The sequence below is a fragment of the Paenibacillus puldeungensis genome (assembly GCF_042678945.1).
Lineage (GTDB): Bacteria > Bacillota > Bacilli > Paenibacillales > Paenibacillaceae > Fontibacillus > Fontibacillus puldeungensis.
Window position 1 is genome coordinate 175,961 of the sequence record NZ_JBHTLM010000005.1, and the last position, 18,778, is coordinate 194,738.

Consider the following 18,778-nt stretch of genomic DNA (forward strand, 5'->3'; position numbering starts at 1 on the left):
AGTGTTACCTTTCTTGATAGCTAAAATGGTGACCGTTATTAAATGTATTGCAGAACATAGATTTCGAGCATACCTACACAATCTCTTTATTAAAATGTCCTCTTGTGTCTGTGTCCTGATTAAAAACAGCATGATTCATTGAGCCATTTAATTTGCCTGAGGCCGTATGAATGATATTCACAACCTGCTCTTTGGATTCAACGGTAAAGTTTAATCGGAACGCCTCAATTCCTTTGAGGTTCTGGAGATCATCTAAAAGATTAAGCGTCTTCCCATTAAGGAGCGTCGTTGTACAATCCTCATGGGAAAGGATAGGGAACGTTCCGTGCTCATCTTTTAACTCATAACTCTTCGTTTTGCAAATTCTGCATTGATCCATTTTTTTCATCGGACAATATTTGGTAAACATCAAAGGAGCCTTGCCATATACAATCATTTCCAGTGCTGGATAGCCATCATTTTCTTCATAATAGGCATTCATTAAATCTTCAATTTGGCTCTTATTCAATTCATAAGATAAAGTGACTCGTTTTGCACCTAATTTATATAATTCATAGCAACTAGTAGCATTAACAACATTTAGAGAATAGTCCGTAACAAACGGATTCGTTGCTCTGTAGTGATAAACCCCGCCATATCCTCCGATCAGCAGCTGCCCTTCTTTGTCCTTATAATGATTCTGATTTCTTCTAACCACGTTTTCAAAATATATTTCCTGAATTCCACAGCTCACGCAAGCATCATACTGTTCCTTCGTTGTTACAGAGGCCGTAAGGTATGGTTTTACAGGGGCAAAGCTTATTTTTTCTTTTGCGTCCACAGCCTTGGTTCTTTTCTCTCGGCTGTTAAGCTTTAAGTCATACAAGCCCAGGACAATATCTCTTCTTGCTGCATTTAACAATTTAGCTGGAATAAACGCATTGCATTCCTCGTAATCCACATGGTTAAGCTCGAATATCGTATCATTTAATCTTGAAAATTGCTTGATTACCTGGTCTTTTGTTGTTGGATTATTAATGGCTTCGCCTAGTATTTCCTCACTCTCATAAAAATAATGAAAGCCTAAGCCCTCTGCATCTATGAAAAGCTTTGAACCCGGACTTGCATATACTCGGATATCTAGGTTAAACCGCTTAAATTCTTTTTCCAGTGATGCTTCTAATTCTTTGGTATAGAAATAATCCTTCGTTTTATATACTAAATCTCCTATAGACAACTTTTCTTTGATTTTGATATAGCAGACACGATCTGCTTTGTTGATGAATTCGCCATCTTTATCGTACAGTTTTGCAACCGTTAAATTAACATCCTCATGGTTGTGACTTATCCGGATGTTATCGTTTTGATTTAGAGGACGTGTAAGTGTTATTTCATACGTATCTTTAACAATCTTGCTGATTGTTCCAATTTCATAACCAAAGTTATTCGGTCTTAAGATGTTTGTAATATTTCTTTTATCTTCGCGAAATAAATATCCTTTCGTAAAGGTTCGATTGAATGTTTTTTTCAGATCTTCTTTATCTTCTTCGGTTATTTTATGATCCAAGGCCATGCGATATTTGGATACAACATTCGCAACATACGTAGGATCTTTCATTCGACCTTCGATTTTTAAAGAATCGATTTCTTTTAAATCATCGGTATAATCGATTGTGTTTAAGTCCTTGGTAGATAGAATATAGCTTTTCCCTAAAGATGTATCTGTTGTCTTATCCATTAGTTCATACTCCTTACGGCATGAACCCACACATCTTCCGCGATTTGCGCATCGATAGCCGCTTAATCCTGACATGAGACAGTTTCCCGAATAAGATACACATAAAGCGCCGTGAACGAAAATTTCTAAAGGGATTTCCGCTATTCTTTTGATCTCTTTTACTTTTTCAATCTCAACCTCACGGGACAGAACAACTCTTTTAGCACCAAGTTCTTTAAATAATAAAGTTCCGTCTACATCGTCTATTCCCATTTGTGTTGAACAATGTGCTTCCATATCAAGAAAGTTTTTAACGATATAATCGAAAGCAGCCAGGTCCTGGACGATAATGCCATCCACACCGATTTCATTTAATTGGCGGATCTGCTCTTTCATCTCTTCCACTTCGTTCTCGAAAACGATGGTATTCATGGTAACATAGATTTTAACATTCCTCAGGTGCGCATACGTAACAGCCTCTTTTAACGATTCTAAATCAAAATTAGATGAGTATGCACGTGCACCAAATTTTTGCATTCCTAAGTATATTGCATCACAACCATTAGAAACTGCAGCTTTTAAAGCCTCCATATTTCCTGCTGGAGCTAGTAATTCAGTCATTTTTTCCTCCTTATGACCCATAAATCAAAAAAAATTTGTAGTTACTTGTGATACGTTCTCCGTGACATGGAGCTGCTGGAGGAGATTATCCAGAAGGGCTTCAAGACGCTTGGACCGATGAAAGTGATCCGTCCCGTCACAGCAATCAAGGCGATTGCAATGAAGCACAAGCTATTCAACGGGGGCACAGGTTGCTATACGCTCTACGGCGTAGAGATCAAGGTGCATGAGGCAACGCGCGAACAGGCCATCACCATAGCTATCCTTGAGTTTATCCGATGGAGCAGCATGATGCTGTGACCCGGCGCATGGAGGATGTGACGCGGGCTTACTATGATTCAATTGGCCTAGGTGAAGCATACCGGCAGATGGAGGCCATGAATTGATTGAGCATGCCATTAGACCAATACAATTTCAAAAACGGTGGTGAAGATAAGATGGAACAGATGTATGTGAGTCAGACTGTAATATCATGCGTAATGAAAAAGAGAACATCTACGATGGACATTCTCCTTTGTGTGGCTTGTTAAAGTGTGGGATAAGGTGGTGTGTGAATATGCTCAGGTGTCGATACATCGCCCATCTCACATGTTTTTCTAGATTCGCCAGGGGCTCCAGGTCAAGCTGAGGCACTTCAGTTACTAGACTTTGATTTGAAAGGTTGTATTTTTCCCGTATCCAACCAATTTACAATTTTTTCGCCGTTACTTATGATACGGTTCGGCGTAACATCCATGAGGCGAAATCGAAAGGCACCCAAAGCGGGTGCCTTCTTTGCGAATATGAGACCCCTATCCCTAGCGTCTGAGTTCTGTCATCAATGACCACACCCGCCGCCTTCATAAAGTCGTAGCCAAGGACGCCGTCCATTTCCAACCACTAATCCATAACATCATCTTTTTCGGGACCTGTAAGTACTCTGCGACCATACGCTCGGTAATAGTTGCCATCTCTGTCGTCGACTTCAAACTTGGTAATCCAGTATTTGCTTTGAAATTCTTCGAGTATTCGCTTATTTGTATCGTTAATCAGAATTTTCGGTCGCTTTTGTTCAAACAAGCTAAGGAAATCATCATCTAGACCAAGCTGGCTCAGATAATGCTTGCACTGGGCTTTGTCTAGTGTAGGAAGCAGGCACCAAAACAGAGTTGATTTTTCTTCTGAGGTCATGCTTCTATCAGACGAAATGATATCCTCGAAAAGCTCCCTCGAAATTGGCAGTGGTTCTGTAAGAGGCGTTTCCAACCAGTCCATAGTCTTTGAAATAATCGCAGCTTTCGTTTTCTCGCCTTCTGTTTTGTAATGCGAAACGAAGTACGGTAAATCTTCTTTGCGGAATTTGTTCAGAATAATATACGATTTAACCGCATCAGTATAGGCTGAGTTTATAGCCGTAAATTCGTCCTCAATATTCTCAATCAACCTCAGTTTGAACTCGTCGGAAATGTGTTCTACGAGCAGTTCAATCGCTTCGTCAGAATTAAATAACTCTGACGCTACAATTAAGTCGCAATATTCCTCGATATTCACAATGATATATTGAATCAGATTGTCGGGATAAGTCGCTCGGATGAAGGTGAGGTTGGCTTCGCCCATCCGAATTACATTGTTGTCAACGAGAATGTCCATCTTCTTTCCAGAGATGTCTTCAACATCAAAACCATTTTTATAATGCCATTCAAGTGTTGCAAGAAACTGTTCGTAGTGAGCATCACTTAAAGAATCGCATCTAACTATTGCTTTGAAGAATGCCCTCTGAGTCTCTTTATCATATTGGTTTCGAACCTTGGAGAAATTGTATGTCTGTTCATCAGCGTCAATGAACTGAACCAAGTCGTCTGTAAGACTATTTCCGCATTGCACGAAATAATTGATTATGTTTTCTTCAGTGTGTGTTACAAGATTTGACGTAATCAGTTGTTTCCAAAGTGACTCCTCTTCAACGTCTGATAGAGCCTGAATCTCTGTTTTGAGAACAGAAATATAAGCCGTCTTATTTTCGGTGGATATTTCGTCATTGTTTAGTATCGCCTTGGCCGCCGTCTCGTCATCTTCAATCCGCTTGTCACAGTGCATGAGAACTTCTTCGATATAGCAGTCGATTTCACTCTCGACATACACCGCGAGCGGGCTGTCCGGTCGTGCACTTATCAAGGTATAATTCTTATATTTGAGGTCGTCCGATTCCGTGAGATCATACTTAACTTTTAGCAAGTGTGCAATATTGGAAAATGATAATTTATATAGGTTGTTGGAATACACCTCATCGAACAGTTTTGTGTCTGTGGTTTGATAGTCAATACTACAAAAGCGTATTTTGAGCAGTTTGAAGCGTTCGATGAGCGAAACAATCAAGAGGTTCTTCCTGACATCCTCCCCAAACATGGCTTTCAGCCTATTTTCTTCAACACTGGCTCTATCAAAGATGAACGGATGATTGGAAACGAAAGCGGACAACGCGTTCGTAAACTCGTCATCGTTTGTGAGATCACGGTCTGGAGTGATTATGAGTGTTCTGAAAACAAAATCATCTCGACATCCTCCAGCGAAATCAGTCTTTCTGATAAGTATGTTTGTAAGGCAATCTTTCCTTGCTGAATTTAGAAAATTGACAAGAAGATTGAGTTTTTCGTCTTGTATGTCGATAAATACGCTCTGCAGGAAGAAATAATCTTTTGTGCTGAGTATTTGTTGTACCATAGCCATTAAGCATTGTTGCTCTTTTGTTATGCCAGCCTCAATTGTCGGAAATGTAGGAGTGGCGGTAAGATAAGGTATGGTAGTTTCATTGACAGCGAACTTTTGCAGAAGAAAGAAAAGTAGATCGTAATTCAAGACTTCTGGTTGGTCAAAATGAGAAACTTTTAGATGAATGAGTATCTTTTGCGGTTCTTTCAATTGGTAGACAGGTTCCTTCTTGACTTGGTCGGACACGCTGCGAAGGAATATCTTATCCGTCCTGCTCAGACTGTGTTCGTAGAAATAGGTCATGTAATCGGCATAAAATTCATCAATGTAACCATTACGAATGAGGTATTTGAGCAAGTCAAAGTAGTCGTTCCCACGAATGTCACTGAAATCTGAGATAACTCCAATATTGTTTTTGCTCGTTACCGCAAACAGTTCGTCAATGTTCTCACGGGTGATAATATCCTGCAATGCCTCATTCTTAACTCGTGCAATTTTGCTCTCAAGACGAGTAATATCATCTTCTAAAGCGGGCTGCCGACCAGCACTTCGATTCTCAAGTGCTTCTTTTCGATTTGTATACTCAGTTTCAATCTGTTGTGATTGCGTTTGCCGCTGTTGATAGCTGTAGTTACTCAACATGCTTCTTTTTTCTTGGAAAACCAAATCAAGCTCATGAACGGAAGTTAGATGTTCATTTTTGGTCGCTTCCAGTCTCGCCCTTGCTGCCGCCAACTCCGCTTCCAGTTGGATGATCTTCGCTGCAATAAATTGCTCCTTCTTGTCAAAAAGCGTGAAAACAAATCCCCTGCCTAACTGCAATTCGCTGAAATCCCGCGGGAAAAGATTCTTGTAGGCGATAATCGCCATCAACTTATCAGGTTTCAACTCTGTAATGTTCAGCCGGTTATCATAAATTGAAAACTCATTGCAGATGTTCTTTAGCAACCGCATATCGTCAATGTACAAAGAAAGACCACGCAAAAACGATTCGTCAAACAGCCCCAGCACACCGTTATCGCTGAGATGCTCGATAAACTTGTCGTATGAGTTAGAGCTAGCGACAACAGGAACTATTGGGATGATAAAATCAAAAAACTTAGTTCTGTCCTTTGATATGAAAATGTCATCCCGCAGGAGGTAGAAGAAGCGGAGCGGCTTTACATCTACTTCTTTGCTTCTCTGAACGTTTACAAGATAATTAACCTCCCTGAGACGTTCAAAGATGCGATTGGCGTTGTATCTGTCCATATCTTCGAAGACAATGACATCCGCCGCGCATTGATCAAATAAATACAATACTTCATTTAGATATTTGTCGAAATACGAATCATCACTGCCTTCAAAAATTTCTATAGTGAACTTATTTGCACTAATCTTCTTAAAAACGCCTTTGTTGATCTGCAAATTTATAATGTGGTACAGTAGAATTGCCGCCAGCGCAACACAAATGACCCCACTTACTAGAGGAGAACTATTCTCCGCAGTCAATCTCAAAATGGTTTTAATCCACGCTGGTGAAACGTTGTTCGCATAACTTTTCCAACCGCTGAAAAAGAAGAGATGGAGAAACGAAAGTATAAAAAAGATGGAAGCTATTACCCACCAAACCAGTTTCTTTCGTACAACTTTTTGTTTGACTTTGAAATTTGTTTGCGGGATACGGTTTGGTGAAATCTGATGAATGAGCTGGTTAAGGATCTTACCCTCTAAAATAGATTCCTTTATTGTTTCTGGTTTAGGTGCGCTATTAGTTGCTGAATCTACTGTAGCAGCAGTTTCCTCTGCCGATTGAAAATGCGCCAGCGAGATGTGGATGAACTTCTTGTCAGGATGCAATTCTTTGTATGACTCTATTACACTACTTTTCCCAGCACTGTAAGCACCAGAAATAGCAACATTTCGCAAGTCTCTGTTTTCAAAAACAAATTCCATCGCTTCGCTGTAAATGCCTATTTCAGCATTACGAATTGGTGTAAGTTTTTGAAATATTTGCTTTCTTTCAGACATATATACTTACCCTCCGTCTCGCATCATCGCTAACTTCTGTTCTATGGATACGAATTCCTCATTTCATCCACCACGACAATACTTGGGCCCAATCGCCGTTAATCCTCAGAGCTACATGCGTTTCGGTTTAATTAAATCTAACAATTAATTTCCAATCCCTTCACACCGCAATGGTTTGTATATTTAATAATTCATACTAGTTGTAATTCAGGTCTGCGCTTTTTTTTCAGATATTACTCCACTCATTTAAATTCGACATATTTCCATTCATTCCTTCAGATCTGTACGTTACATTGAAGTGGCAGCAAATTTTCAACTCACTTCCCATATTTCATGTAAAGAAATTCGCCGTTACTTATGATACGGTTCCCCCCGATTGATCTTCACCGCGCGATAAATCTGCTCGGTGAGGACGAGGCGCATGAGCTGGTGGGGCAGCGTCATGCGCCCGAACGACAGCCGCTGCTGCGCGCGGCTGAGTACACTATCGGCGAGCCCATGGCTCCCGCCTATCACAAACACGACATGGCTCGTCCCGTACGTGCCGAGCCTGTCCAAACAGGCGGCGAGCTCTTCCGAGCTCCACAGCTCGCCGCCCACCTCCAGAGCGATGACATGCGCATCGCTCTTCACCAAACCCAGAATGCGCTCGCCCTCTCGCGCCTTCACGCCAAGTACCTCCGCCTCACTCATCGTCTCCGGTGCCTTCTCGTCGGGGACTTCGAGAACTTGAAACTTCACATACGGCGTAAGCCGCTTCGCATACTCCGCGATCCCCTGTACCAAATACTTTTCCTTCAATTTGCCGACGGCAATAATTTGAATAAACATAATGACCTCCTACTTTCCAATAAATCCGGCGATCCGGCTTAATATTTGACATCCCCGTGAAATTTAGCAACGACTAAGGTAAATTCTGCACATGCTTTATCTTTCCGACCTTGACGAGCTTCCTATGCTTATTTTACATTAATATTAAGTTGAACACTGTATTAATATTGAACGCTGTTCAACGGAAACTACATCATGCTCGGCTTTCAATGTTCAATGTTCTTCAACATCCCATGACTACCACCCAACAAATGAGTCCGGCTAGCTTCATCAGCCAACCTACCATCCCTTCAGGAGGCGATTATCATAGGCATTCAAGAGCGCAAAGAACGAGAGAAAAATGAAAAACGCGAAAAAATCCTTCAAGCAGCTAGAGAAATCATGAAAGACGAAGGGATCGAAAACATTTCCATTCGCAAAATCGCAGATAAAATTGAGTACTCCCCAGCTATTGTTTATCACTATTTTAAAGACAAAGAGGAAATATTAAACCAGATTGTCATGGGTACCTACCATCAAATGACAGAAGATCTTTCTTCATTCCCACCCACGGGCAGCCCCGAGGAAAAACTGAAAATGAGAATGCGCAAATATATCGAACGGATGACCACCATGGGCGACGAGTTCAAAATGATTATGCTCAATGAGTCACCCGCTATTCTAGACCATACAGCCGTTTTATTTGAAGGGGCATCGACCGCCCGGCCAGCTTTAGGAGTGCTCCGTCAATCCCTTCAAGCATTTTACCATGCTCAGGATCGATTTATCGAAGACGACCAGATTGAAATCACAGCACAAATCATATGGACATCGATGTTTGGTCTCATTCTAAGGATCATTACGGAAAAAGTGGAGGAAGAACATAAGCGGCGGTTGATCGATGATTTTCTTGAATTTTGCATACAAGCTTTAAATTAATCGTGCCGATGTGAAACTAAAACATGGTTGGAGGGTTCCTTATGAAATTTCAAAAAGAAATTACCGCACTGAGCATACTTATCATTCTGTTATCTGTGGCTGCCTCTGCCACTGGGATTTTCTCCAGCATGGATTCTTCAAGACATGAATTCACATCCATATATGGACAAACTGTCGAGATTTATGGAGCCGGGTTGTATCGCAACGATTCCGTATCCATGGCGTCTCAAGCTATCGCTCAGGATGTGGTTACCCTGCTTGTAGGCGTTCCATTGCTGGCCACATCACTAATTCTGCTAAAAAAGCGCCTTCTCAAGGGACAAATTTTGCTCGCCGGGACGTTGGCTTATTTCCTTTATACTTACGCTTCCTATTCTTTTACCTCCATGTACAATAACCTTTTCCTCATAGACGTCGGCCTAATGTCGCTTAGTTTTTTTTCGTTTCTGCTTACCATGATGGCTTTTGATATGAAAGTTTTGCAAAATAGCTTCAGTCGACAGCTTCCGGTCAAAACTGTAGCCGGATATCTCCTATTTATCGGGACGGCGATCGGTTTGATGTGGCTGGGAAAAGTCCTTCCATCCTTAACGGACGGTGCTCCCCCTGCCGGTTTGGACCATTATACAACCTTGGTCATTCAGGCCCTGGATCTTGGCTTTGTCGTCCCGGTTTCCATCCTTTCCGCCATATTGCTCCTTAAGCGAAAACCTTTCGGCCTGCTGATTTCTTCGGTGATCTGTGTCAAAGGGCTTACCATGCTGACGGCTTTAACAGCCATGATCATCGGCCAAATGATCGCCGGCGTGCAAATGACTGCGATCGAGATCATTCTTTTTCCCGCGTTTAACCTTATAGGTATCGTGATCGTGGTTGTCCTTCTCAAGCATATTAAAGAACCGGAAGAAATAATTTGAATAGCCCGTTTTGAGTCGTCCTTAAAAACTCCTGACTTAATACTCTCCACCCGCCGTAAACTGCCCTTCGCCCTTCAAATAGCTGTCAAAAAACTCGAGGCAGACTTTATTGATCGTCTTCAGGCAGTATTCGGTGCTGGTGGTTGATATTTTCCCGTTAAGCACCCACGTTAGGATCGGGCTGGTCAGCGCAAAATCAGTCAGCGACAAATGGCCGACACCCTTGATATGTACGTTAAAAGCGTTCGCCGGAGGATCGGTCAGCATAGCATAATTCTCCTTATATTGCGGCCACTCGCTCAAATGCCCCCAGGAAGAGTCCGAATAAACGTTCAGTACAGGCACAGGGTATTTCTGACCGTTGAAGACAAACTCGCCATCCTTTACACCCTCAATATCGTACATAAACGGCGATTCCAGCGCAATCACGGCACCTACATCCTGCCGCATCCGGCCGATGCCAAGCGCAGCGGACCCGCCGAGGGAGTGACCCATGACGCCGATCTTTGTGGAGTCCACCAGCTTATATACCGAATCAGCATTCGTGTTTTGGGTCTCATCCTTAATATGATCAATCACAAATTTAATATCACCCGTACGGATGTTCATCCATTTTTGATAAAAGGCGACGCTTTGCGGCTTGTTGTTATGCGCGTCCTCTTTTGAAATCTCCTTCATAAAACCCGAGTCGATTCTGGTGGTATGTCCTTTGTCATCGGTAGTGTACATAGCTTGATACGTATGGTCAATAGAGCACACCACATACCCGTGACTAGCCAGCTCAAGGTACAGCGACTCATTGCTTGATTTGACGCCAAACGAGCCATGCGAGAAAACGATCAACGGAAATGTTTGCTTAACACCGGCACCGGAATAAGCATTAGCTTCGACATTAGCATCGGTACTAACTACAGCTTCAGCATCAGCCAATTCCGGATACCATAGCTCCACGTTCAGCTTTCTTTTTTCACCGGTGTTCGTATAGGTTTCCACCCGATTTGAATCGGTGTATGTATAGGTTGCAGTAGCCACCCGATAGGGGCCAGTCGTCTCGATCGACGGATACAGCGGAAACAGGATCGCCGGCAAGGCCACTACTAAGATCAGCCCCGTCATGCCTACGGCTTTCCACACAACACGCGCTGGCTTGAACGCCTTCGGCGGCCGTCTTTTGCCCCGTAATCTTTTGCCCCGTACAATGAACCTGACTCCCCCGATGAGTGCCAACAACAGCAATAGGCCAGCGAAAGCATAATAAGTAACGCCCCAGTCGACAATGGATAACGCACATAGGAGAACGAAACCGACGAATGCTGCAACCCTTACCATATCCCTAGTTTTTTGCTGTGGAGATCGAGTCTTGATGCTAAAAAACGCTAGCGCAATTTCTATCACTACCGCCGCTATAAATAGGAATGCTCCCATAATCAGTAACCTCACCTTAAGTTTGATAGGCTTCCCTATATGCAAAAAAGGACGTGTTCCCCCCGCTCAGGCCTGGAAACCGTCCCACCGTACTCTATACTTTATCGCTATACCCACTTAAGGTTTATCAAATTAATCACACAATCAAAAAACGCGCCTCTTTCTCGCATTCCTGGCACTTGACTGGCGGCTCCCAGTCGATAAACTTCGTGTGCTCTAAATCGACGACATCCGGCGCATCCTCAAATTCATCAACAAACATATCGATTGCTAATTCCACATGATCTTTGCATACTACGTACATACGCTCAAAGCATCCTTTCTTTCCCGCTCTACGGGTGCCCTCTGTATAATACAGGTTGTCCTTTATCTGTTCTACCATACTCCGCTAAAAAAAGGAACCGCCAGGTCAAACAAACCTGACGATTCCTCCTTAAAAATCGATGATTATGCCTACCTTCACTCAAGGCTTTAGCGAGGCGTATAAAAGTTTTGCCCATAATACTTGCCGTAATCATTGGGCTTGTCACTAACGGCCGCCCCGGTGCCAAGTGTCGTAAAGTCGGTGTCCAGCATGTTGGTCCGGTGACCCTCCGAGTTGATCCAGCCATAATGCGCTTCGATGCCATCGGTGTATCCGGCGGCAATATTTTCACCCCAGGCCCGGAAAGCGACCAGTCCCTGCGCCGCCATACGGTCACCGGCCGAACGTCCCTCCGGACTCTTGTGCTCAAAATAATTCCGATCCGCCATGTCCTGAGCATGCAATCTGGCGGCTACCGCAGCCGGTTCATTCCAGGTTAGCGTTTTAAGACCTTTTTGGAGCCGGAACGCATTTGTCAGGTCGAAGATTTCCTTCTCCTGCGTACTTAGCCATTCCGCCGAAGGCTCGGAGGATGCATAGGCTTCAGCGTAAGCCTGATCCATCAGCAGCGCTCCATCGACCCGGTCGCCCTCATGGGAATCCAGATACAAATGAAGTTCACTTCCTCTTAAGGTGTATACCGCTTCATGGTTTTCCGGCTCGTCCGTCTTGCCCCACAGTTGCTCCGCCCGCGTCCCTAAATCGGTTAATCCGCGGGTATCCCCGGCTTCAAACTGCCAACCCTCTCCATTGGAAAAGAGCGCAACCACCTTCTGGTCAGCGACTGCAATTTGGGCATAATGTTTATAGTCCCTTTTGTAGATATACCATTCCATCTTGTCGTTAATGTAATCCTTTCGGTCCGGCTGCCCCAGCGTCTGAACGAGCCAAGCCTCCGAGTCGCCCAGCACGATCCCTTGCAGCTTGATTTGCGGTTTGATCAGCTGAGGGTTCGTCACCTTCGGCAGTTGTTTCTTCAAGCGGTATAGGAAGGTTTGTGCCTCCGAACGAGACAACTTGTCATTTGAAGCAAAACCCATGACTCCACTGCCGCTACCTGGCTTGCCCTGCGCGATTCCCTCATTCAGCAGCAGCTGGGCCGCTTCCGTTTCCGTTAGGGATGGCTGTCCCAACACAGCGGCAATCAAACAAGCCACCTGACCGCGTGTCATATGCTTGTCCGGCTGTTCCTGAACCGGCCAATTCACCTCGGATGCCAGCTTGTAATATGGCGCATACCACGGTTCACCCGCTTGTTTATCGTCGACGGTAATCTCAGGATAGGTTCGCAGCAGCATCACTAAAAATTCCGCTTCCGTTACAGCCTGGGAAGGACGAAACGTTCCATCCGGATACCCGTCCGTAATTGCATTTTCAGCGGACCACTGTACCATAAAATAGGCCCAGTGGGTGCTCGGCACGTCCGAGAAATTGGCCGCCTTGGCCAAGGCGGAATGCCCTGCCCCCAACATCGTCGATCCCGCAATCGCTAGAATCGCTAAACTGCTAATTCCCCGTTTGATAAGCTTGTTCATCGGCTCTGTCACTCTCCTTAGCTGCAAATAAATCAGTCTATAATTCGACAGAACCCGGGGAATTCCTTTTTCCTTCCAACATTTCTATTTCTCAGGCACAACTGCTTCGACTAGCGCCTGCTCCAGTTCATCTGCATATCTTCGTCTTCGCTCGGGCGCCCAGCCGTAATAACGGTTCATAAAGCTCAGCACCGGCTCCTTCCACTGCCGAACCCAGGAGATATCAAACAGCAATGCGCCTGTACGGCGAATAAAAAAATCCACCGGCTTCACCGCCATCTCTTCCTCCAGCGCATATCTTAGCGGCACCGACACCTCAAGCGGCAATCCGTCAGCGTCCGCCCCGGTGAGCGTCTCCTGGCTGCGAAGGATTTCCTTCACCAGCAAGATAAGACGGTCAGCATTCGAGCCGTATTTCTCGGCCCACTTAATGGCCAGCTCCTGCGGAACTCCAGCGGCGACAGCCTCCGCGGTTTTGGCCCGGATATATTCCGGGAACGCCACCGAGCCGCCCACCTGTCCACCGGAAATCGGCAGCCGCCGGGTGGAGCAAGCTGCGAAGCTTAAACCCTGCTCCTGCTGCAGCTTGGCGGCTACGCGGTCGACTACGGTCTCCGCCATTTTACGGTAGCCCGTCAGTTTGCCGCCAGCAATCGTAATGAGACCCGACGCCGACTGCCAAATCTCATCTTTTCGGGAAATCTCCGAGGGGGATTTTCCGTCCTCGTGAATTAACGGGCGCACCCCCGCCCAGCTGGACTCGACATCCTCCGCTGTAATTGCCAGCGTAGGAAACATGCCATTAATCGCATCGATTACGTACTGGCGATCGGCTTCGTTTATGCGCGGACGGGCAATATCCCCTTGATACACTGTATCGGTTGTGCCAACATACGTTTTGCCCTCGCGGGGAATCGCAAACACCATGCGCCCATCCGGCGTATCAAAATAAACCGCCTGCCCTAGTGGGAATCGCTGCCCGTCAATGACTAGGTGCACGCCTTTGGTAAGCTGCAGCGTCTTCCCCTGCCTGGAGCGATCAAGCTCCCGCAGCGTGTCCACCCAAGGTCCGGCGGCATTGACGATGGTTCGCGCACGAAGCTCACATTCTCGCCCACTGATTTCATCCTTGATCATGGCCCCTGAAACCCGGCCCTTCGTATATGTAAACCGCTGCAGCCGCGCATAGTTAACGGCCAGGGCTCCCCGGGCAGCCGCCTCCTTAAGCACCTCAATCGTCAGCCGGGCGTCGTCGGTTCGATACTCGACATAGTACCCTCCACCCTTTAGGTCTGCTTCCTTCAGCAGCGGCTCTTTTCCAAGCGTGTCCTCGGCGGAAAGCATGTGCCGGCGCTCCTCCCGCCGGACCCCGGCGAGGTAGTCATATACTCGCAGCCCAAGCGATGTACTCCATCTGCCGAAGGTTCCGCCTTGATAAAACGGCAGCAGCATCCACTCCGGCGTCGTCACATGTGGCCCATTTTCATACACGATAGCCCGCTCTTTGCCTACCTCCGCGACCACGCCGAAATCCAGCTGCTTCAAATAGCGCAGCCCGCCATGGACCAGCTTGGTCGAACGGCTTGACGTTCCTGCGGCAAAGTCCTGCATCTCCACGAGTCCAACCTTCATTCCCCGGACTGCCGCATCCAGCGCGATCCCCGCCCCGGTAATCCCCCCGCCTATGACGAGGACGTCCAGATGCTCCTGTGTCATTTGCTCAAGGATGCTGCCCCTCCCCTTGCCAGAAAACGAAAATGCCATTACCGCTTCCCCTCTCATGTTGACAACCAAAAAAAGAGATTCCATCTACACCTCAGTCGTCCGGTCTCACGGCTGTCATGTAAGGAATCTCTTTACGATATCGGCAGGTATATGCCGAGTACGCTGCTGTCTATTTGTTATCTTCTAATCCGTTTTCTATCTCCGTATCGGAAGGCTTATCCGTCAGCTTTACCGTTGCACTTTCCAGCTTGCCATCCCGATAAAAGCTGATCTCCATATCCTCGCCGATCTTCTTGTCTTCATATAAATATCGGCGCAGCTCCATAGTCGATTCAATCGGCTGTTTGTCGAGCTGAGTAATGACATCATTCAGCCGCAGCCCCGCATCCTTTGCGGGCCCATGGGCTTCAAGCACAATCGCGCCGGAAGTGACATGATCAGGAAGCTTCAAATCCTTCCTCTGCTCATCGGTAATCTGAGCGTAGGAGTTGTTCAGGTCGAGCGTGTAAACGCCCAAATATGGACGCACCACTTTCCCATGCAGCATCAGGTCGTCGACCGTTTTCATCACATCATTTACTGGAATAGCGAACCCGAGTCCTTCTACGCCGGTATCGGATATCTTCATCGTGTTGATGCCGATCAAACGTCCGTTCAGATCCACCAACGCGCCTCCGCTGTTGCCTTCATTGATCGCCGCATCGACCTGGATGACCTCCTGCTCCCAGTCGTAAACGCCATCCTGGTTCAGCGAAACTGGAATCATTCGGTTGGTAAAACTAACTATTCCCCTCGTCAGCGTACCCCCAAGCCCAAGTGGGTTGCCAACGGCAATGACCGTTTCTCCCTGGCGGAGCTTTTTGGAATCCCCCAGATCTATCACCGTGTCGATCCCATCAGCATCTACCTCAAGCACGGCGAGGTCATCGATCGAATCTTTCCCGGTTACCTTGGCTTTACGCGAATTCCCGTCGCTTGTAACAACCTCCAGATTTTCGGCGCCGCTGATAACATGGTTGTTCGTAATGATGAAGGCCTTGCCCTTTTCCTTCTTAAAAATAACCCCGGAACCTAGAGCGGCCTGCTCCGGGTCCTCCTCCTTCGACTGCTCGCTATGATTCAAAATGCTAACCACCGCCGGAGCAGCCTTGGCGGCCGCAGCAATAATCCGATTATCCGGATCGCTTGAATCCAAGCCTACGGCTGCCGACCCTGAGGCTGCATGCCGCGAATTGGAGGAAGGTAGCCCGGTGATGAAGCTGAACAGCAATACAGCCACGACCGCGCTCAAAATGGAAGAGATCAGTGAGATTTGAAGCGTGGACAAGCCCTGCCTATGGTGTCCTCCATGCCAGTGCTGGTCGCCGCCCTCCGACATGCGCACGCGGCGTTTTGGCACTTTTGTGGAATAAAAATCATCATCAAACAATCCCATCTGTACTCTCCCCCTCCATCACTTACCCAAGATCATCGGTCGCCACTTATATGGGTCTATTCCCGCCAAGCAAAAGGTCCCTTTCAACTTTATGCCGGTACGGCAAACTCATATGCCACACGTTTCTTTACCTATTATCTTAACGTGACAAACAGCACAGATGTTGCCGCCTTCCTGGGTTGTTTTACAGCTTTTTTCTGTTTTTAGGAATGTTTGACTTCATTGCCGACTACACTAATTGTAAGCCCAATAGATTGATAGATTTATTTTACCATATTTTGATGACACTGAAGCATTTATCTATCAGGGAATTTTCGGGATTTCAGGCGGTTTTTTAGGGGTTCGGCAGTCTATGAAAATGGCACCTTGGAGATAGCTTTCTGGAAATATCAATAACAAATCTCGGCTTATTTATGGAAACTAATCTAACAAGGATTGAATGGTGCTTGGAAGGTTTAGCAGAACAGAGTCGCTCACAAAACTAAGCGTATGCTTCCGAAGTAAGTTTTGCTCGCAGCTTACTCTTGGAAGTTTCGCTCACAAAACTAAGCGTATGCTTCCGAAGTAAGTTTTGCTCGTAGCTTATTCTGGAAGCGTCGCTCACAAAACTAAGCGTATGCTTCCGAAGTAAGTTTTGCTCGTAGCTTATTCTGGAAGCGTCGCTCACAAAACTTTTAGGAGGATCAAAAATGGACTACTCATCCGCTTCGATGAATGAGGTAAATGTACTGGCTAAATTGGCTGATATGAAGGAGGAGCATTACCATCAGCTGCTTACGCTAAGCGTGATCATGGAGCTGTTGATGGAGAAGGGAATTTTGTCGCGGGAAGAAATCGAGAAGAAGGCACTGGAGATTGACGGTTTTTTGACGACGCCGCCGTTTCCTCCGGTGTAGCCCTCTCCATTGTTCCACGCAAAGTTAATTAGCTACTAGAGGAAAAAATGAAAATGAGGAATGACCCTTGAGATTTCATTGAAATAAGAAGGAAATACAAAATTTATATAGAATCATTATGTTATGGTAATAAAATACACTATAAAGAAATGTTGATTAAATTAGGTAAAATGACCAAAATTATTTCTCTAGCTATTGTTGTGTCTCTTTCCATGTCTTCATTTGGTGCACAAGCATTTGCAAAAAGTAAAGATAACAACCAGGATATTTTCTCCAAAGAGAACCTTACTATTACTTATAGTAAAGAAGAAATTAAGAATTTAAAAGAACTGAAGGAAAGAGCAAAGAAAGGAATCAGTGATATACCTTTAAATGACCTCTCTCCAGTACCAAATATTCAAATTAATGATGGATCTCAAGGAAATGAAAAAGTATTTAGAACAGCGCAACTCTTACAAACTGCCAAAAAGGCCAATGGAACTATTCTTAATAGAGTAGCAATTACATCTTTTACTTATGATGAATCCAAATACGCATCGGAAGATGATCAAACTCTAGGCAATAAAGCTTATTCTACAATTTACGTTGATGATTGGTATGATCCAAGAGGAGTTAAATATTGGGATCTACAACATATTTCTGGAGGATGGACATTAGATACAAATGTATCTATCACAAGTGGAACCATAACTGCAGGACAAGGTGGTGCAACATACGGTGGGGTCGGATTTAGTGACTCTATCGAATGGAAAGTATCAGGTCTTACTTTTGACTATGATGTTCCATCATCCTGGAAACCTGTAACTTCTGCTGGAGGCGGTAATGGTACCATGGGGACAGTAGTGGGATGTACTACTAAGGTAACATATAAGCGTGGCACAACTACATGGACACCATCTCCACTTGTAAATAATTATAAAGCTTAATTTGACTATCTTTCAAAAAATACCCCAACTCTGTCGAAGAGATTGGGGTATTTTCACTTATAGTAGAGACTAAAACTACTTATTAATCAAATATATAATAAATGTTGGAGCAATAAAAACAACAGAAACTAGGAAAAAAATTAATGTCCATTTTAATCGACTCCTTCTCTCTTTTCCATCTGGATCGGCATCTCGTTCATTATAATAATTAGCACGTATACGATCTCCACTTACAGCTATACCACTCAATGCAATTGAAAGTATTAGGAAGAATGCACCTATCCAAAACATAATTTTAATAATCAAAGAATCACATCCTATCTAACACCAATATTATAAAAATGGAGAATAAAGTTATTTTACCATGATATTTTCATTAACGTCTATAACTCCACAGGTATCATCAAGAGGATAAGTTTAAAAATTTAATTGATGTGATTAAAAGCAGGAAATAACAGTTCAACTTTTAATCTAAAAAGGAGCAAAATACTTTGGCCATCGAATTAAGGAACTGCATTAAAAGCACAATTTACTGTTGCAACAGTCCATGGTTGCCCATTCTTCGGCGGTAGCTCTCTTTTACGGATGTAAGTTTTGTTGCCATGAGCCTATCAATTTTATTTATCCCTGGCCCCTTAACACGGGCTTATTTGGCATTTTTATTTTCCCCGAAATCCCCTTCACCTTATTTATGTTACGTAAATTAACATATATGTAGTATTCCCACTTAAAACCCCCTGGTTTTAAGCGATTGCTCTCTAAAAACGGCCCAAAGTGCATGAGGAAATGTC

Annotated in this window: 14 protein-coding genes; 5 read left to right on the plus strand and 9 right to left on the minus strand. The window is 44.8% G+C overall.

Annotated elements, in window-relative coordinates; genetic code table 11:
- Positions 1-73: 73 nt before the first annotated feature.
- Positions 74-2,317, minus strand: coding sequence for a U32 family peptidase (locus ACFQ3W_RS09415; protein ID WP_379318967.1), 2,244 nt, complete (start codon positions 2,315-2,317; stop codon positions 74-76).
- 66 nt (positions 2,318-2,383) lie between these two features.
- Here ACFQ3W_RS09415 and ACFQ3W_RS09420 point away from each other — a divergent pair, with 66 nt between their 5' ends.
- Positions 2,384-2,617 carry a hypothetical protein gene (locus tag ACFQ3W_RS09420; RefSeq protein ID WP_379318968.1) on the plus strand — a complete coding sequence of 78 codons (234 nt, stop codon included), beginning with the start codon at positions 2,384-2,386 and terminating at the stop codon, positions 2,615-2,617.
- 579 nt (positions 2,618-3,196) lie between these two features.
- Here the strand turns inward: ACFQ3W_RS09420 and ACFQ3W_RS09425 are convergent.
- Both ACFQ3W_RS09425 and rlmH read right to left on the minus strand, forming a co-directional pair.
- Positions 3,197-7,015: a YobI family P-loop NTPase gene (locus ACFQ3W_RS09425; protein ID WP_379318969.1), complete on the minus strand. Its 3,819-nt coding sequence runs from the start codon at positions 7,013-7,015 to the stop codon at positions 3,197-3,199.
- Positions 7,016-7,366: 351 nt separating this feature from the next.
- Positions 7,367-7,846 carry a 23S rRNA (pseudouridine(1915)-N(3))-methyltransferase RlmH gene (rlmH, locus tag ACFQ3W_RS09430; protein WP_379318970.1) on the minus strand — a complete coding sequence of 160 codons (480 nt, stop codon included), beginning with the start codon at positions 7,844-7,846 and terminating at the stop codon, positions 7,367-7,369.
- Between the two features lie 357 nt (positions 7,847-8,203).
- Here rlmH and ACFQ3W_RS09435 point away from each other — a divergent pair, with 357 nt between their 5' ends.
- Together ACFQ3W_RS09435 and ACFQ3W_RS09440 are read left to right on the plus strand one after the other, a co-directional pair.
- Positions 8,204-8,764, plus strand: a complete 561-nt coding sequence (locus ACFQ3W_RS09435; RefSeq protein ID WP_379319061.1) for a TetR/AcrR family transcriptional regulator — start codon at positions 8,204-8,206, stop codon at positions 8,762-8,764.
- Positions 8,765-8,805: 41 nt separating this feature from the next.
- A complete protein-coding gene (locus ACFQ3W_RS09440) occupies positions 8,806-9,681 on the plus strand; it encodes a hypothetical protein (RefSeq protein ID WP_379318971.1) in 876 nt (291 codons plus the stop codon).
- A gap of 36 nt (positions 9,682-9,717) precedes the next feature.
- Here the strand turns inward: ACFQ3W_RS09440 and ACFQ3W_RS09445 are convergent, their stop codons facing one another.
- The 5 genes from ACFQ3W_RS09445 to ACFQ3W_RS09465 all read right to left on the minus strand — a co-directional run bounded on the left by ACFQ3W_RS09445 (position 9,718) and on the right by ACFQ3W_RS09465 (position 16,165).
- Positions 9,718-11,106, minus strand: a complete 1,389-nt coding sequence (locus ACFQ3W_RS09445; protein ID WP_379318972.1) for an alpha/beta hydrolase family protein — start codon at positions 11,104-11,106, stop codon at positions 9,718-9,720.
- Positions 11,107-11,242: 136 nt separating this feature from the next.
- Positions 11,243-11,410 (minus strand): CxxH/CxxC protein, encoded by a 168-nt coding sequence (locus ACFQ3W_RS09450; protein WP_379318973.1) that lies wholly within the window; start codon positions 11,408-11,410, stop codon positions 11,243-11,245.
- Between the two features lie 167 nt (positions 11,411-11,577).
- Positions 11,578-13,005 (minus strand): CAP domain-containing protein, encoded by a 1,428-nt coding sequence (locus tag ACFQ3W_RS09455; RefSeq protein ID WP_379318974.1) that lies wholly within the window; start codon positions 13,003-13,005, stop codon positions 11,578-11,580.
- A gap of 84 nt (positions 13,006-13,089) precedes the next feature.
- A complete protein-coding gene (locus ACFQ3W_RS09460; protein ID WP_379318975.1) occupies positions 13,090-14,769 on the minus strand; it encodes a glycerol-3-phosphate dehydrogenase/oxidase in 1,680 nt (559 codons plus the stop codon).
- A 130-nt stretch (positions 14,770-14,899) separates the two neighbouring features.
- On the minus strand, positions 14,900-16,165 hold the full coding sequence (locus tag ACFQ3W_RS09465; RefSeq protein ID WP_379318976.1) for a S1C family serine protease: 1,266 nt from the start codon (positions 16,163-16,165) through the stop codon (positions 14,900-14,902).
- A 689-nt stretch (positions 16,166-16,854) separates the two neighbouring features.
- Between ACFQ3W_RS09465 and ACFQ3W_RS09470 the strand changes: the two genes are divergently transcribed.
- Complete coding sequence (locus ACFQ3W_RS09470; protein ID WP_379318977.1) at positions 16,855-17,061, plus strand: hypothetical protein; 207 nt, start codon at positions 16,855-16,857, stop codon at positions 17,059-17,061.
- 170 nt (positions 17,062-17,231) lie between these two features.
- A complete protein-coding gene (locus ACFQ3W_RS09475; RefSeq protein ID WP_379318978.1) occupies positions 17,232-17,987 on the plus strand; it encodes a hypothetical protein in 756 nt (251 codons plus the stop codon).
- Positions 17,988-18,062: 75 nt separating this feature from the next.
- On the opposite strand, the gene ACFQ3W_RS09480 is transcribed toward ACFQ3W_RS09475, so the two are convergent.
- Positions 18,063-18,293: a DUF5316 family protein gene (locus ACFQ3W_RS09480; RefSeq protein WP_379318979.1), complete on the minus strand. Its 231-nt coding sequence runs from the start codon at positions 18,291-18,293 to the stop codon at positions 18,063-18,065.
- Positions 18,294-18,778: the final 485 nt, after the last annotated feature.

Excerpts from the sequence above, each read along its gene's own strand:
- ACFQ3W_RS09425 (WP_379318969.1), bottom strand. The coding sequence starts at position 7,015 with ATGTCTGAAAGAAAGCAAATATTTCAAAAACTTACACCAATTCGTAAT.
- ACFQ3W_RS09445 (WP_379318972.1), bottom strand. The coding sequence starts at position 11,106 with ATGGGAGCATTCCTATTTATAGCGGCGGTAGTGATAGAAATTGCGCTA.
- rlmH (WP_379318970.1), bottom strand. The coding sequence starts at position 7,846 with ATGTTTATTCAAATTATTGCCGTCGGCAAATTGAAGGAAAAGTATTTG.
- ACFQ3W_RS09440 (WP_379318971.1), top strand. The coding sequence starts at position 8,806 with ATGAAATTTCAAAAAGAAATTACCGCACTGAGCATACTTATCATTCTG.
- ACFQ3W_RS09465 (WP_379318976.1), bottom strand. The coding sequence starts at position 16,165 with ATGGGATTGTTTGATGATGATTTTTATTCCACAAAAGTGCCAAAACGC.
- ACFQ3W_RS09460 (WP_379318975.1), bottom strand. The coding sequence starts at position 14,769 with ATGGCATTTTCGTTTTCTGGCAAGGGGAGGGGCAGCATCCTTGAGCAA.
- ACFQ3W_RS09415 (WP_379318967.1), bottom strand. The coding sequence starts at position 2,317 with ATGACTGAATTACTAGCTCCAGCAGGAAATATGGAGGCTTTAAAAGCT.
- ACFQ3W_RS09450 (WP_379318973.1), bottom strand. The coding sequence starts at position 11,410 with ATGTACGTAGTATGCAAAGATCATGTGGAATTAGCAATCGATATGTTT.
- ACFQ3W_RS09420 (WP_379318968.1), top strand. The coding sequence starts at position 2,384 with ATGGAGCTGCTGGAGGAGATTATCCAGAAGGGCTTCAAGACGCTTGGA.
- ACFQ3W_RS09455 (WP_379318974.1), bottom strand. The coding sequence starts at position 13,005 with ATGAACAAGCTTATCAAACGGGGAATTAGCAGTTTAGCGATTCTAGCG.
- ACFQ3W_RS09475 (WP_379318978.1), top strand. The coding sequence starts at position 17,232 with ATGACCAAAATTATTTCTCTAGCTATTGTTGTGTCTCTTTCCATGTCT.
- ACFQ3W_RS09470 (WP_379318977.1), top strand. The coding sequence starts at position 16,855 with ATGGACTACTCATCCGCTTCGATGAATGAGGTAAATGTACTGGCTAAA.